This window comes from Sphingomonas edaphi, from assembly GCF_003583725.1.
Lineage (GTDB): Bacteria > Pseudomonadota > Alphaproteobacteria > Sphingomonadales > Sphingomonadaceae > Sphingomicrobium > Sphingomicrobium edaphi.
Map to the genome: position 1 here is coordinate 220,097 of NZ_QXTF01000001.1, position 15,669 is coordinate 235,765.

At 62.1% G+C, this 15,669-nt stretch carries 13 protein-coding genes; 5 read left to right on the plus strand and 8 right to left on the minus strand.

Annotation, left to right across the window (positions count from 1 at the left end; all coding sequences use genetic code 11):
• The first annotated feature begins 13 nt into the window (after positions 1–13).
• On the plus strand, positions 14–1,246 hold the full coding sequence (locus D3M59_RS01125) for an NADP-dependent isocitrate dehydrogenase (RefSeq protein WP_119530784.1): 1,233 nt from the start codon (positions 14–16) through the stop codon (positions 1,244–1,246).
• On the opposite strand, the gene D3M59_RS01130 is transcribed toward D3M59_RS01125, so the two are convergent.
• Positions 1,237–2,445, minus strand: a complete 1,209-nt coding sequence (locus tag D3M59_RS01130) for an FAD-dependent oxidoreductase (RefSeq protein ID WP_119530787.1) — start codon at positions 2,443–2,445, stop codon at positions 1,237–1,239. The genes D3M59_RS01125 and D3M59_RS01130 overlap by 10 nt on opposite strands.
• Positions 2,446–2,552: 107 nt before the next feature.
• Between D3M59_RS01130 and D3M59_RS12005 the strand changes: the two genes are divergently transcribed.
• Positions 2,553–2,696 carry a hypothetical protein gene (locus D3M59_RS12005; RefSeq protein ID WP_158581912.1) on the plus strand — a complete coding sequence of 48 codons (144 nt, stop codon included), beginning with the start codon at positions 2,553–2,555 and terminating at the stop codon, positions 2,694–2,696.
• Positions 2,697–2,727: 31 nt separating this feature from the next.
• Positions 2,728–4,488, plus strand: coding sequence for a cation:proton antiporter domain-containing protein (locus D3M59_RS01135; protein WP_233543092.1), 1,761 nt, complete (start codon positions 2,728–2,730; stop codon positions 4,486–4,488).
• Here the strand turns inward: D3M59_RS01135 and alaS are convergent.
• A complete protein-coding gene (alaS, locus tag D3M59_RS01140; RefSeq protein WP_119532800.1) occupies positions 4,485–7,142 on the minus strand; it encodes an alanine--tRNA ligase in 2,658 nt (885 codons plus the stop codon). The two genes, D3M59_RS01135 and alaS, sit on opposite strands and share 4 nt — an antisense overlap.
• Positions 7,143–7,419: 277 nt before the next feature.
• On the opposite strand from alaS, the gene D3M59_RS01145 reads away from it, so the two are divergent.
• Entirely contained in the window at positions 7,420–7,734 is a 315-nt protein-coding gene (locus tag D3M59_RS01145; RefSeq protein ID WP_119532802.1) for a SpoIIAA family protein, read from the plus strand.
• 144 nt (positions 7,735–7,878) lie between these two features.
• On the opposite strand, the gene D3M59_RS01150 is transcribed toward D3M59_RS01145, so the two are convergent.
• The 4 genes from D3M59_RS01150 to D3M59_RS01165 form a co-directional block, all read right to left on the minus strand.
• On the minus strand, positions 7,879–9,672 hold the full coding sequence (locus D3M59_RS01150; RefSeq protein ID WP_119530790.1) for a M2 family metallopeptidase: 1,794 nt from the start codon (positions 9,670–9,672) through the stop codon (positions 7,879–7,881).
• 146 nt (positions 9,673–9,818) lie between these two features.
• A complete protein-coding gene (locus tag D3M59_RS01155; RefSeq protein WP_119530793.1) occupies positions 9,819–10,574 on the minus strand; it encodes an alpha/beta fold hydrolase in 756 nt (251 codons plus the stop codon).
• On the minus strand, positions 10,574–11,023 hold the full coding sequence (locus D3M59_RS01160) for a GFA family protein (RefSeq protein WP_119530796.1): 450 nt from the start codon (positions 11,021–11,023) through the stop codon (positions 10,574–10,576). The genes D3M59_RS01155 and D3M59_RS01160 overlap by 1 nt, the downstream gene beginning before the upstream one ends.
• A gap of 77 nt (positions 11,024–11,100) precedes the next feature.
• On the minus strand, positions 11,101–12,129 hold the full coding sequence (locus tag D3M59_RS01165) for an aspartate-semialdehyde dehydrogenase (RefSeq protein ID WP_119532803.1): 1,029 nt from the start codon (positions 12,127–12,129) through the stop codon (positions 11,101–11,103).
• Between the two features lie 93 nt (positions 12,130–12,222).
• Between D3M59_RS01165 and D3M59_RS01170 the strand changes: the two genes are divergently transcribed.
• Complete coding sequence (locus D3M59_RS01170) at positions 12,223–14,433, plus strand: M20/M25/M40 family metallo-hydrolase (protein WP_119530799.1); 2,211 nt, start codon at positions 12,223–12,225, stop codon at positions 14,431–14,433.
• 65 nt (positions 14,434–14,498) lie between these two features.
• On the opposite strand, the gene rplS is transcribed toward D3M59_RS01170, so the two are convergent.
• Entirely contained in the window at positions 14,499–14,894 is a 396-nt protein-coding gene (gene rplS, locus D3M59_RS01175; protein ID WP_119530801.1) for a 50S ribosomal protein L19, read from the minus strand.
• A gap of 13 nt (positions 14,895–14,907) precedes the next feature.
• Positions 14,908–15,630, minus strand: a complete 723-nt coding sequence (gene trmD, locus D3M59_RS01180) for a tRNA (guanosine(37)-N1)-methyltransferase TrmD (protein WP_119530805.1) — start codon at positions 15,628–15,630, stop codon at positions 14,908–14,910.
• Positions 15,631–15,669: the final 39 nt, after the last annotated feature.

A 15,669-nucleotide genomic window follows, 5' to 3' on the forward strand; every position in this document is an offset into this window, starting at 1 on the left:
CAGGACATTAGAAATGGCCAAGATCAAGGTGAAGAACCCGGTCGTCGAGCTCGACGGCGACGAGATGACCCGCATCATCTGGCAGTGGATTCGCGAACGGCTGATCCTCCCTTACCTCGATATCGACCTCAAATATTATGACTTGGGCATCGAGAAGCGCGACGAGACCGACGATCAGATCACGATCGACGCTGCAAACGCGATCAAACAATACGGTGTAGGCGTGAAGTGCGCGACGATCACCCCTGACGAACAGCGCGTCGAGGAATTCGGCCTGAAGAAGATGTGGAAGTCGCCGAACGGCACGATCCGCAACATCCTGGGCGGCGTCGTCTTCCGTGAGCCAATCGTCATCCAGAACGTCCCGCGGTTGATCCCCGGCTGGACCGATCCGATCGTTGTGGGCCGTCACGCATTCGGTGATCAGTACAAGGCGACCGACTTCAAGGTTCCTGGCCCGGGTAAGCTGACCATCAAGTTTGTCGGCGAAGATGGCGAGACGATCGAGCATGAAGTGTTCGATTTCCCGTCAGCCGGTGTAGCGATGGGCATGTACAATCTCGACGCGTCGATCCGCGACTTCGCCCGCGCTTGCCTGAACTACGGGCTGCAGCGGAACTGGCCTGTTTATCTGTCGACCAAGAACACGATCCTCAAGGCTTACGACGGTCGCTTCAAGGATATCTTCCAGGAAATCTACGAGGCCGAGTTCAAGGCAGCGTTCGAAAAGGCCGGCATCGAATATCAGCACCGTCTGATCGACGACATGGTCGCATCCGCGCTCAAGTGGAGCGGCAAATTCATCTGGGCCTGCAAGAATTATGACGGCGACGTCCAGTCGGACCAGGTCGCGCAGGGCTTCGGCTCGCTGGGCCTTATGACGTCAGTGCTGATGACCCCGGACGGCAAGACGGTCGAGGCCGAAGCGGCGCACGGCACCGTCACCCGTCACTATCGTCAGCACCAGCAGGGTAAGGCGACGTCGACCAACCCGATCGCGTCGATCTTCGCCTGGACCGGTGGTCTCAAGTTCCGCGGAAAACTGGACGAGACCCCGGAAGTGGTAGCGTTCGCTGAAACGCTGGAGCGCGTCTGCGTCGAGACCGTCGAAAGCGGCAAGATGACCAAGGATCTCGCGATTCTCGTCGGGCCGGAACAGCCGTGGATGACGACGGAGCAGTTCTTTGAAGCGATCCGAGAGAACCTGGAATCGGCGATGGCCGAGCAGGGCTTGGTTCAGGCGTAAGCTTTAGGCGACTTTACCCGCTCACGGCGGATGCCAAGGCCGATGATGCGGCCCGGTATCCGCCGCAGCAACGGGTAACGGTCCAATAATCTGATCAGTGCCGGCACTTGGATTGGCCCGCCGCGCAGCACGCGGCCGATGATATTGTCCTGGGCAGCCTTCTGGCCTGACTGGATGATCCGGGTCGGAAACAGCCGGCGCTCCTGAACACGCGGCAGCAATGTGTCGACGGACTGACCGCTCGCAAGCGGTTTCGCTAGGATGTTAGCGGCCGCAACAGCGTCCTGAATTGCAAGGTTGATGCCGATCCCGCCTATCGGTGACATTGCATGGGCCGCATCGCCGATCGCCAATAGTCCCGGCCGGCTCCACTCGGTCAGCCGGTCCAAGGCAACGCTGAGCAGCTTTAAGTCGTCATCGCTCGTCAGAAACTCACCGGACAGTTGCATGTCTGGAAATGCTTTTTGGACTTCCAACCTGAGCCAACCCAAGCCTTTAGACCGAACCGCAACTTCCTGGCCCTTGGGTATAAGGAAGGCCGCCTGCCAATAGTCGTCCCGATCAATCAGCACGACCATTCGGTTGGGTTCCACCGAGCCCCGCAGCGCATCGCCACCGTCATCGATCTTGGGAACCTTGAACCACAATACGTCCATCGGCGCGCCAAGCGATTCGACCGGCAACATGTCGAGCGTGCGGACCAGCGAACCCCGGCCGTCCGCCGCGATCACCAACCTCCCGGCTCGCTCTTCCCGCCCACTTCTGTATCGAACGCCGTCGACGCGGCCATTGCTCTGCGTGAAGGCTTCGACCGGTTCCTCCATGGCCAGCACGAAGCCGGGATAGCCGCACGCCTCATCGCGCAGGAAGTCGAGGAACTCCCATTGCGGCATCATCGCGATAAAGGGGGCCGGCGTGTCGAGGTGCGACAGATCGCCGATCGTCCATTCGCGCCCGCCAATGCGGATGCGCGCGCTGTGCACGCGATTGTGCGGACGGTCTAGAAAACGATCGAGCAAACCCAGTTGCGCGAGCACTTCCATGGTGGAGGGATGGACCGTGTCACCCCGGAAATCGCGAAAAAAGTCCCCATGCTTCTCGATGACCTTCACGCGGATGCCGGCCCGGGCAAAAAGCAGGCCAGCCATCATTCCGGCCGGGCCGCCGCCAACGATCAGTACGTCATGGGGCTGTTCCATCAGTTGACGTCATGACGCCGCGCTCGCGACTTGGTCAAGGATTCCGGCTTGTGCGTTCCCAACGATATACTGTGCCTCTTCCTTCGTCGTGGCGATTGATGTGGATCGTGGATATTACCATTTTCACGTCCGAACCCTTGGAACGGCCGCCGCTGGAATCCCGCTCGACCTTTTCGCCTCCGCGCAAGATATTCGGCGTCGTCCTGTCCTTCCTAAGCTCGAACGCGCAAATGCTCGCGACGATGCGGTGACAATGTTGTGTCCCCATGCTTCAAGGCGCGCATGGCCAGCGAAATGACGATCACTCCCGCGCTCAGCGATGCCCTGACGATCCTCGCTGCGGCCGGTATCGTCATTCCGACATTCGCCCGGTTTCGGATTAACCCGGTGATCGGTTTCATCATCGTGGGCATTATCGCAGGTCCGTTCGGTCTTGGGTCGCTGACGAGCCGCTACGAATGGCTGCAATGGATTTCGATTACGGACGAGGCTGTCGTCGAGCCCTTCGCGGAACTCGGGATTGTCCTCCTTCTCTTCTCGATTGGACTGGAACTTAGTTTCCGGCGCCTGATCGCGATGCGCCGCCAGGTTTTCGGAATCGGCGCGGCCGAGATGGTGCTGACGGCCGTTTTGATTGGCGGCTCTCTCTGGCTCGTTGGCTGGCAGCCACAAAGTGCCCTTTGGCTTGGCCTGGCGCTCGCCATGTCGTCTACAGCACTGGTTCTTCCGATTTCCGGAACTCAAAGCGCAGTTGGCCGTGCAGCGCTCGCAATGCTCCTCTTCGAAGATCTTGCACTCGTGCCCATGCTCTTTCTCATTGGAGCCGCTAGCGGATCGGCCGCGGCAGGACTCGGCTCAGTTGCCATCAAGGGCGCAATCGTCTTGGCCGTCATATGGCTGGTTGGCCGGTTCGCTTTGCCCGCACTGTTCGCGCAGGCCGCCCGGTCCAAGAAGCCGGAGTTGTTCCTTGCGATTTCGCTGCTTGTCGTGATCCTGGCGGCAACCGCCACGGCTTCTGTCGGCCTTTCCCCGATCCTGGGCGCGCTCGTTGCAGGCCTCGTCATCGCCGAAACGGAATATCGAAGCGAAGTCGAAGTCGTGACCGAGCCGTTTAAGGGGCTGGCGCTGGGCGTCTTCCTGATCGCCGTCGGGATGCGGATCGACGTTCGGGCGCTTGTTGAAGACTGGCCGTCTCTGCTTGGTGCGTTGGCCGCGGTTATCCTCGTCAAATCCCTAGTGACCGGCATGCTGCTACGGATGGCAGGTGCGAGGCGAGGCGTTGCAGCCGAGACTGGAGTCCTGATGGCTAGCCCATCGGAAACGACGCTCATCGTTTTGGGAGCGGCAGGCGTTGCTGGGATCCTTCGGCCTGATACCGTTGCGTTCTGGTCCGCGGTGACTGCCATCGGACTTACCGTGACGCCCTTGCTGGCCAGCCTCGGCCGATTGGCGGCGCGCCGTGTGGACCATGCCGCCGCCGCCAGCGAGGAGGACCCGCCGATCGAAGGCCGAACCGTCATCTTTGGCTTTGGCCGCGTTGGCCGGATGGTCGCCGATATGCTGGATGAACATGATCGGCCTTATCTGGCGATCGACAGCGATGTCGACGGGTTCATGGAAGCGAGAAGATCAGGCTATTCAGTGCTATACGGCGATGTGTCTCGACGGGAACTGATCGGGAAGCTCGACCTCGACAAAGCCAGGGCCGTGGTTCTGACGATGGATGATCCCGTGCTGACAGCCCGGATTGCAAAGCGCCTTCGCGAAGAGCACCCCGCCCTCCCGATCATAGCCCGCGCCCGTGATGCCGAGCACGCTGGTGCGCTTTACCGAGCAGGTGTTACGGATGCCGTGCCCGAAGCGCTGGAAGCGTCCTTACAGCTATCCGAGGCTGTGCTGGTCGATATTGGCGTCGCCATGGGTCCGGTCATTGCCTCGATCCATGAGAAACGGAGCGAGTTGCGCGCCGAGATCATGGAATCGGGACAGCTTGACGTTGAGCCAAGCCTCGGTCGCCGACGTGTGCGCGATTCCTTGGCCTAAGCCGCGACGGCTGCCAGCGCATCCTTGATCACACTCAAGGCTTCCTGCGCCTTGTCGCCATCCGGCCCGCCGCCTTGCGCCATGTCGGGCCTTCCGCCGCCGCCCTGGCCGCCGAGAGCCCCGACTGCCGCCTTGACCAGATCGACGGCGGAGACCGTGCCGACAAGGTCTTCGGTTACGCCCACGGCAACACTAGCCCGACCGTCATTGACCGCGATCAAGGCAGCAATGCCGCTACCGATGCGCTGCTTCATTGAGTCAACTTCACCCCGCAAGCCCTTGGGATCGAGGCCTTCCACGACTTGTCCAAGGAAGCCGAAGCCCCCGACCTGCTCCGGTCCAGCCGCCTGACCTTGCGAGCCGCCGCCCATCGCTAGCGCCTTCTTCGCATCCGCTAGCTCGCGCTCTAGGCGCCGCGCGTTGTCCACCAAGGCAGCAATCCGCGCGGGAACCTCGTCGGGCGACGCCTTGAGGGTCGCCGCAGCATCCTTTAGGCGCTGGTCACGGGCGTTAAGCCACGCCAATGCGCCTTCGCCCGTCAGCGCTTCGATGCGGCGAACGCCGGAGCTGACCGCGCTTTCACCGATTATCTTGAACAGAGCGATGTCTCCAGTGGCGTTGACGTGCGTTCCGCCGCACAGCTCCACCGAATAGCGGCGTGTATCCGCGTCACGTCCCATGCTGAGCACCCGGACTTCATCGCCATATTTCTCACCGAAAAGCGCCAGTGCGCCTGCGGCCACGGCATCATCCGGCGTCATCAGCCGCGTCGAAACCGGCTCGTTTGCTCGAATCTCGGCATTCACCTCCGCCTCGATTGTTGCAATTTCTTCGGTGGTCAGCGCCTTGGGATGCGAAAAGTCGAACCGCAACCGATCGGGCGCGACCAAGCTGCCCTTCTGCGTCACATGGCCGCCAAGGACGTTGCGAAGCGCGGAGTGCAGCAGATGTGTCGCGCTATGATTAGCGCGGGTCGCCGAGCGCCGATCCACGTCAACCGACTGTTGAAGCGTCTCGCCGACCGACACGTTCCCCTTTGTCACGGTCGTCCGGAGCGCATGGAGCCTTCCAAGCGGCTTAGACGTATCCTGAACATCACCCTCGAAACCTTTGAGCGACGTAAGCTTTCCGGAGTCACCGACCTGTCCGCCGCTCTCACCGTAAAATGGGGTCTGGTTCAGGACGATGGTAACGGTTTCGCCTTCGTTCGCTTCATTTACCCGCGCTCCGTCCTTGACAATCGCCCGGACCACGCCTTCCCCGTCATGGCCCGCATAGCCGGTGAATTCGGTCGAGCCGACTTCCTCGGCGAGGTCGAACCATAATTCATCACTGGCCTTCTCGCCCGAGCCTTTCCAGGCCGCGCGAGCCGCGGCCTTTTGCTCGGCCATCGCCGCATCAAAGCCTTGCCGGTCGACCTTTAAGCCGCGCGCCCGAAGCGCATCCTCGGTCAGGTCGTAGGGGAAGCCAAACGTGTCGTAGAGCTTGAAGGCCGTCGCGCCTGGCAGCGTCCCGCCGTCAGCCATCCCACCGGTCGCTTCGTCCAGCAGCTTCAGGCCATTGGCCAGAGTCTGGCGAAAGCGGGTCTCTTCCTGCAGCAGCGTCGCTTCGATCAGCGGCTGCGCGCGGACCAGTTCGGGGAATGCCTGCCCCATTTCCGCAACCAGCTGCGGCACCAGCCGGTGCATGAGCGGATCTTTGGCACCCAACAAGTGGGCATGGCGCATGGCGCGGCGCATAATACGTCGCAGCACATAGCCTCTGCCCTCGTTCGCAGGAAGGACGCCATCAGCAACCAGGAAGCCGGATGAACGGAGGTGATCGGCAATGACGCGATGCGAGGCCATCTGATCGCCGACCGCATTGGTATGGGTCAATTCCTCCGATGCCTCGATCAGCGCTTTGAAAGTGTCCGTGTCGTAATTGTCGTGGACACCCTGCAGCACCGCCGCCAGCCGCTCCAGCCCCATGCCGGTGTCGATACTCTTCTTTGGCAGTTCGGCGACGATCTCGTCGTTCGCCTGCTCGAACTGCATGAAAACCAGATTCCAGATCTCCACGAAGCGGTCGCCATCTTCATCCGGACTGCCCGGAGGTCCGCCGTAAAGGTGGTCACCATGGTCGTAGAAAATCTCAGAACAGGGACCGCAGGGCCCGTCTGAGCCCATTGCCCAGAAATTGTCCTTGGTGGGGATGCGGATGATCTTTTCGTCCGCGAACCCCGTAACCTTTTTCCAAATGTCGAAGGCTTCGTCGTCCGTATGATAAACGGTGATCGTCAGCCGCTCAGGCGAAAGGCCCCACTCCTTCGTCAGTAGGGTCCACGCGTGATGAATTGCCTGATCCTTGAAATAATCTCCGAAGGAGAAATTCCCGAGCATCTCGAAAAAGGTGTGATGCCGCGCCGTGTACCCGACGTTGTCGAGGTCGTTATGCTTCCCACCCGCGCGAACACACTTCTGAGACGAGGTCGCGGTGGAATAGGGCCGGCTTTCTAGGCCCGTGAAGACATTCTTGAACGGCACCATTCCCGCGTTGACGAACATCAGCGTCGGGTCGTTGTGCGGCACCAGTGGCGCGGATTGGACGCGCGCGTGACCGTTCTTCTCGAAATAGTCGAGGAAGCTACGGCGAATGTCGTTGGTCGATGTCATGCCGCCCAGATATGGGAGTTGCTGCATTGCGGCAAGAAGCAGCGTTGGGTAGCGAAATCACCGCGCCCTACTCGACCGCTCCGCCACCTCCCTGAACGGCGGAAGGGTCTGGCTGCCGGCTGGGATCGACCAGGATGCTCGGCTCCGCGACATCTTTTACCAATCTAAGCGCCTTGTGCAGCGGGCGCGCTGCCCAACGCCTCAAGGTAGTTCTCACGATTGGCACAGATGCGTGGTTTCGGCGATGCTAGCCTCGCAGCCAGAGGACGCCAGCGACATGCACAGATTCATCGACAGCCCCGACGATGTGCTCGCGCTGGAAATCAGCGGCACCATCACAGGAGACGACCTCTACGCCATCATGAACCGGACTGACGCGATCATGGCGCGGCCTGGCAAGGTCCATGTCTTCGTTGAGACTCAGGGTATCGGGGGAATGCAACTGTCGGCCCTTCCCCATCACCTGTCCCGCGCCTTGCCCCTGTTTGGCAAGCTCGACCGCTTCGGCCGCGTAGCCGTGGTCGCGGACCAGGCGTGGATGCGCGCCGGAAGCCGCCTGGAGAGCGCGATGCTGCCAAACATCAGCTATTGAGTGGTCGGCCCTGAAGAATGGGATGAGGCCTTAGCTTGGGTTGTGGCGAGCGAAGCCGCGAGCGCCTGACGCCGCAGGAGGCCGCGAAAGGAAACGGCCCGATCCTTCGACCGGGCCGATCCTCTTTCTACTAATTCAACAGTGTTACCAGCCGCACTGCTTGCCCTGGTTCTGCTGCTTCAGCCACGCCTGCAGCGGCGCGAAATATTCAAGCATCGGCTTGCCCGAGATTTCGCGGTTGCCGGTGAAGGCTTCCAGTGCATCCGGCCACGGCTTCGACGCGCCCATTTGCATCATGGCGTTCAACCGGGCGCCGACTTCCTTGTTGCCGTAGAAGCTGCAGCGGTGGAGCGGACCCTTCCAGCCTGCCATGTCGCAGGCCGCCTTGTAGAACTGGAACTGCAGCAGCCGCGCGAGGAAGTAGCGGGCGTAGGGCGTGTTGCCCGGGATGTGGAACTTGGCGCCCGGGTCGAAGTCCTGTTCCGACCGCGCGACCGGTGGCGTGATGCCCTGGTACTGCTTCTTCAGGTCAACCCAGGCCTGATTGTAATTGGCCGGCGTGATCGATCCGTTGAATACGCCCCAACGCCACTTGTCGACCATCAGGCCAAACGGAAGGAAGGCGACCTTGTCCATGCCCTGGCGGAGCAGCAGGCCGATGTCCTTGTCGGCCGACGGCACCTTCGAACGGTCTAGAAGGCCGATCTGCACCAGATATTCGGGCGTAATCGACAAGGCTACGAAATCGCCGATCGCTTCGTGGAAGCCGTCGTTCGCACCGTTGAGATACAGGTAAGGCTGCTGATTATAGGCCCGCTGGTAATAGTTGTGGCCCAGTTCGTGATGGATGGTGACGAAGTCGTCGCCATTTACCTTGGTGCACATCTTGATGCGCAGGTCGTCCTTGTTGTCTAAATCCCACGCCGATGCATGGCAGACGACCTCGCGGTCACGCGGGCGAGTAATTTGGCTACGCTCCCAAAAGCTAGCCGGCAGCGGGGCGAGGCCGAGCGAGGTGTAGAAGCCTTCGCCGATCTTCACCATGTCGGTGGGGCTCTTCTTTTTCGCGACGAGCAGGTCCGTCACGTCATACCCGAGGTCGCCCGCCCCCTTCGGGGCCACGACGTCGTAGATGTTACCCCACTCCTGCGCCCACATGTTGCCAAGCAGGTCGGCACGGATCGGGCCGGTCGCCGGCTGGACGCCATTGCCGTACTTCTGGTTAAGCTTGGTCCGCGTGTAACAGTGGAGATCGTCGTAGAGCGGCTTTACTTCGGACCAGAGCCGGTCATAGGTCGCCGCAAACTCGTCGGGCGTCATGTCATAGTTGGAACGCCACATCGCGCCCGTGTCGGCATAGCCAAGTTCCTGGGCACCCGAATTCGCGATTTCTACCATGCGCGTATAGTCGTTCCGCATCGGGCGGCCGACATTCTCGTGCCAGGTTTTCCACATTTCGGCCAGTTCGGCCGGGTTGCGGTTGGTACCCATCAGTGCTTCTACGTCATCGCCCGTCAGCACCTTGCCGTTGAGGCTGGCGCGACCCTTGCCGTAAGTCGACTGAAGGCGGGTTGCGATCGTGTTGAGTTCAGCCGCCGCACCCGGCGTGTTCGGGGCCGACAGAACCAGCGCGCCGCGCAGGATGTTGAGCTTGCGCGCCGTGTCGAAATCCAGACCCTGCACCCGGGCGTAGCGGGCGGCCTCGGAAGCGTATTTGACGCCCTTTTCCGTGCCGATTGTGCCGAAATAGGCGGCAAGCGCGTCCGTATCGTCGTTGATGTAGGTCGAATTGACCCACTGCGCGCGGCCCGAAATGATACTGAGGTCGAACAGGTCTTTCTCGACAGCCGCGACGAAGGCACGAGCGCCTTCCGGCGTCAGCGGATAATCGGCGTTAGCTGCGGCAGCAGAATCGGCGGTCGGCGCCGTCGCGGCCATCTGGGCAGGCGGCGTAGTGGCACAACCGGCGAGCGCCAACGCGGCAAGGGATACGGAAGCAGCAAGATTCTTCACAGGCAGGGTCCTCGTCCTGGATCGTTTCTGTTTTTCGCGTGGGCGTTTGGTGGGACGATGCGCCGCGAAGGTCAAGGCGCGGCGAGAAATTCCGCTAGGGCCATGCCGAATTCGGGCTTGGTTACGCTCGACATGTGCGTGCCCGGAATAGCGACGTATCGTCCGTCCGGCAGGGCATTGGCCAGCTGCGGCGCCGACCCATTGTCCTCATCCTCGGTCCCGCACAGCACCATCGTTGGCATGGTGAAGGCCTGCAGCCATTCGGGGTGCGCGTCTTCGAATGTGCGTAGCAGGTGACCGGCGGCGACCCGGTCTATCTTCATCGTCTTCATGAACTGGATGGCCATCCACCAAGGGTCACCACGTCGGGCGAGGTCGAACTGGGCGATCGCTTCATGAAAGAACGCCTGCCGGCGGTTCCAGTCGCTCAAGCCCTCGATGCCCATTCCTGCCAGCACAGCGCGGCGCGGCGCGCCCCCCTCGCCGACCGCCTGCACGGTGGTTCGCGCGCCGAGAGAAAAACCGCCGAGGTCGAAGTCGGTCAGGGCGAGATGCGCGACGAGTTCGTGGAGGTCACGCGCGAGAATCCCGCGCGGATAGGCCGACGCATCCTGTGGCTTGTCGCTGAGCCCGTGGGCGCGAAGGTCCGGCATGATGACCCGGAAGCCCTTCCCTGCCACGGTCTGAGCGGCACCGAACTTCAACCAGTTGGTCTGCCCGTCGCTAAATAACCCGTGGAGCAGGACGACCGGCCTCCCCTCGCCCAACTCGCGCCACGCGAGCCGCACGCCGTCTGACGCCTCGAAATAGTGCGTGGCGAACTCCATCAGTCAGGCATCTTGCCCGTGGCGGCGATCCACTTGTTGACGAGGGGCTGATGTTCCTCGGTCTTCATTTCCTTCAAGCCGGTCGTGTTGATCCACTGCCGGTGCATCGACTCCGCGCCGAAATGCGACGTCGGTCTGAACCGGCCCGGCTTATCGAAGGAGGCCACGGTCAGGTCCATGTTCGGACCTTCCTTGAACTGGAAGCCCAGCGACGTTCCGCAGGACGCGCAGAAGCTGCGCCTGGCAATTGGCGAGCTGTCGTACCAATCGGGGCCTGACAACCAGTTAACCTTCGACTGAGGCACGTTCTTGAAAGCGATGGATATGCTGCCGGTTGCACGCTGGCACATCCGGCAGTGACACAGATAGGCGTCGTCATTCTCGACCTCCGCCTCGTAGCGCACCTTTCCGCATGCGCAGCCGCCGGTCATCTTATCCGCTTGCTTCATCGGTTACCCCTGAAAGCTACGCGCAGCGCCTTGCCGAGATTAACCCAGATTGCAAGCCATGGTCAGTTTACCACGGCTCATGCCGCCTTCTTCAGGTGGCGGCGCCCCAGCAGTTCCGCGATCTGCACCGCGTTCAGCGCGGCACCCTTGCGCAGATTGTCACTGACGACCCACATGCTGAGCCCGCTGTCGACGGTAGAATCGTCGCGGACGCGGCTGACGAAGGTCGCATAGTCACCGACGCACTCGACAGGCGTTACATATCCACCGTCCTCGCGCTTATCGATGAGCATGATGCCCGGCGCCTCGCGAAGGATGGCCTGTGCCTCCTCCGCGCTGATTTCTTCCTCGAATTCGACGTTGATCGCTTCGCTGTGGCCGACAAAGACGGGCACGCGGACGCAGGTCGCGGTTACCTTGATTCTGGGATCGAGGATCTTCTTAGTTTCGGCGACCATCTTCCATTCTTCCTTGGTCGATCCGTCTTCGAGGAAGCTGTCGATGTGCGGGATCACGTTGAACGCGATCTGCTTTGTAAACTTTTTCGGCTCGTTGGGATCACCGACGAAGATATTGCGGCTCTGCTCGAACAGCTCGTTCATGCCGGCCTTACCGGCGCCTGAAACCGACTGGTACGTCGCTACGACCACGCGCTTGATGCGCGCGACGTCGTGCAGCGGCTTCAGCGCAACAACCATTTGGGCGGTGGAGCAGTTGGGGTTGGCGATGATGTTTTTGGCGCGATAGCCGTCGATCGCGTGGGCATTTACTTCCGGCACGATCAGCGGGACGTCCGGGTCCATCCGGTACAGCGAGCTATTGTCAATGACCGTGCAGCCCGCGCCGGCGGCGCGAGGCACGTGGAGTTTACTGATCTCCGACCCCGCCGCAAATAGCGCCATGTCCCAGCCTTCGAAGTCAAAATGCTCGAGGTTCTTGACCTTGAGCTCTTCGCCATTCTCGCCGAAATCGATGATATCGCCGGTCGAACGCGGGCTGGCCACCGCTGCCACTTCCGCTAGCGGAAACTGCCGCTCGCTCAGGATGTTCAAGATTTCCCGCCCGACGTTGCCGGTAGCGCCGACGACCGCGACCCGATAGCCCATGGCTTGTCCAACTTTCGATTGTGTGATCCCCATTGCACCTAGGTAACGAGCCTGCAAAGTCAACGACTTTGGCCGGACCGGGGGGAATGCGCGATGAAGCTTCAGGCGGCGCGAGTGCTGGGCGTTTTCCTGCTGCTGATGTGCGCGTTCGCGATCAAGGGCTCGCTGGTCGCGCCGCCTAGCGCGTCGGCGCAGATAGCGGCAGGGCAATTCGATACTTTCCGCGCACTTGCACGCCTCCAGCGCATCCTGGGTGACCAGCGGCCGCACTCCGTCGACACGGGGGCAAACGACGCAGTCCGTGAGCGACTGGTCGCGGAACTTCGGGCCATTGGCCTGACGCCACAGGTCCGCGAGGCCGACGATTGCCAAGCCAGCCCGCGGCACCGCACCGTCAGCTGCAGCCATGTCCGCAATGTGGTCGCGTCGATCGGTCCAGCGACGGGCAGACGCCTGCTATTGAATGCACATTACGATAGCTCGCCCGCCGGACCGGGCGCCTCCGACGACGGCATTGGCATCGCGACCTTGCTCGAGGTCGCCGCCGTCCTGAAGGTTCAGCCCCCGGCGCGTCCCGTCACCTTCCTGTTCAACGAAGGAGAAGAGTTTGGGCTGAACGGGGCGGGAGCATTCGCGGCGCAGGACCCGCTGGCATCTTCCGTCGATGCGCTGATCAATATCGAGGCGCGCGGCGTTTCCGGCCCGGCGACGATGTTCGAAACGAACGTGCCCAACGGCCCCGCGATCATCGCCTATGCCCAATCAAGCCAGCGGCCCAACGCCAACTCCATCGCGACCGATATGGCGACGCTAATTCCCAACACGACCGATGTCGAAGTGTTCAAGGCGCGCGGGTGGAAGACGCTAAGCTATGCGATCATCGGCAACGAAACCCGCTACCACACGTCCGGCGACACGGTCGAAGCGCTCAACCGAGCGAGCCTGTTCCAGATGGGTAGCGAAGTGCTTGCTGCGACGCGCGTCATGGCCCGGGCTGACCCTGATGCCGACGGTGGCAGGATGGTTTTCACCGACATTGCCGGCCGGCTGTTCGTGGCCCTGCCCCTTCAGGTCTCTCTTTCGGCGCTTGGTGTACTTGCGATTGCCGCACTAGCAGTCAGCTGGAAGATCGGCGCGTTGAAGCGTCCGCTCGCGACCGTCGTCCTCGCTTGGGTCGCCGGCGTCGCCTTGGCTGTGCTGGTCGGCTGGCTCTTTGGCCTGATCCGTCCGGGCGCCTTCTGGCGCGCAAGTCCGTTGCTGCCTTATCTTACCATTTACGCCGTGGTTCTGACCGCTCAAATGGCGGTCCTGGCGCGAATGACCGGCGGGATCAAACGTCACCGCCTTCGCGCTGCAACATGGCTTCTGACACTGGTTCTCGGCTGCGTCGCAACCATTGTCCTCCCGGGCGCCTCTATCTTTTTCATCGCGGCACCGGCCGTCGCTATCGGCGGACTGCTCGCCAACCGCAAGACGCCACAAGTTGCAACGATGCTCTTCTGGCTTGCCGCCGCGATCCAATTGCTGATGTTCTCCCAGCTGCTCGCCATGCTCGAATTGCTGCTGGTCGATGGTCCACTATGGGCAGTCGCGCCACTGGCCGGTCTCGCCGCGCTGCCGTTCCTTATAGAGGTGACCGACGCCGTCGACCGCTGGATACTCAGCGCTGTTGGAGTGATCGCCGGCGCGGTCGTGTTGGGCGCGATGCTCGTCCCGCGGACGACCGCGGAAAGACCAGGCCGGCTCACTCTCGACTATCTGCGCGACGATGTGGCCGCCAGAAGGCAGTGGTCCGTGTCGAACGGACTGGCACCCCTTCCCGACGGCTGGTCGCGGTTCGGCCGATGGAAACAATCGACGCTCCGCAATTCAACCGCGAAGCGCTGGTTGGCTCCCGCCCCAACGATCGACCTGCCCGCGCCCCGCATCGCCGTGCTCTCTTCGGTTGCGCAGGGCAGAAAGCGGACGGTGCGGCTTTCGATCGATCCGGCAGGGGCGGACACCGTCGGCCTGCGCTTTGCCAAGGATGTTCCAGTGCTTGCCATGGGCATCGCCGGGCAAGCGCGCGCTATTCCAGCTTCCGCGGGCAAAGGTACGATCATGCTGCGCTGTTCCGGCCGGTCGTGCGGCCGCATGGTCTTTGAAGTTCGGTTGGGCACGGCGAAGCCGGTCGTGGCCGACCTGATCCGTACCCGCTACGCCATGGTGCCGCAGGGCAAACCGCTCATTGATGCCCGGCCATCGAGCCATATTCCGCAATATCTGCCCGACAGCAGCGTCCGGATCGTTCCTGCCCGACTGTGACAGGCACGAAAAAGGGCGGCCCGCTCCTAGCGGACCGCCCCGTTTCTCGTCGACAGGCGTGAAGCTTAGGCTTCCTTGCCTTCGCTGCCCTTCGCGGGACGCGTGTCGCGGCGCTCGGCGATACGCGCCGACTTACCGCGGCGGCCGCGCAGGTAGTAGAGCTTTGCGCGGCGCACGGCGCCACGGCGAACGACCTCGATCGAATCCAGCGCCGGCGAATAGAGCGGGAAGACGCGCTCGACGCCTTCGCCGAACGAAATCTTGCGGACAGTGAAGTTCGAATTCACGCCCTTGTTGGCGCGGGCGATGCAAACGCCTTCGTACATCTGCACGCGGCTGCGCTCGCCTTCCGTGACTTTCACGCCGACGCGCAATGTGTCACCGGGACGAAATTCGGGAATGGGGCGGAGTTTCTCGAGCTCGGCGACTTGCTCGGCTTCGAGCATCTGGATCAGGTTCATTGTCTTAAAGACCCTATTTTTTCCGTTGCGCACCAGAGGGCGACGCCTCCCGAGCACCCCCATGGCACTCGATCAGGTCCGGCCGCCGTAGCCGTGTATCGTCGATCGAGCGCTGCTTTCGCCACGCCGCGATCTTCGCATGATCCCCCGATCGCAACACTTCGGGGATCGTGCGTCCTTCCCATTCAACGGGTCGGGTATAGTGCGGATATTCCAGGAGCCCTTCTTCGAAGCTCTCCTCCTCTCCGCTGGAGGCCGCGCCCATTATCCCGGGAAGCAGTCGAACGCAAGCGTCTAGCAGCACCATAGCGCCTAGTTCGCCCCCCGACAGCACATAATCGCCGATGCTGACTGGTTCGACCGTCCTCGCCTCGAATATGCGCTCGTCGAAGCCTTCAAAGCGGCCGCATAGGATGATCGCACCCTCGCCCGCCGCAAGCTCCCGGACCCGACCTTGGGTCAGCGGCGCCCCGCGCGGCGTCATTGCCAGCATCGGCCGCCCGTCCGCGACGGCATCAAGCGCGGCGGCAATAACGTCGCAGCGAAGCACCATCCCCGCACCGCCACCAGCGGGCGTGTCGTCGACCGTCCGATGCTTGTCGATCGCATGGTCGCGAATATTGCGCGCTTCGAGCGACCATGCGCCCTCGCTCAGTCCGCGCCCCGCAAGGCTTTGGCCCAGCGGCCCGGGAAACATGTCAGGATAAAGGGTCAACACGGTCGCGCGGAATGTCATGCCGCGCCGTTAGCTTAAGCGGAACTTGCGCGCCATGCC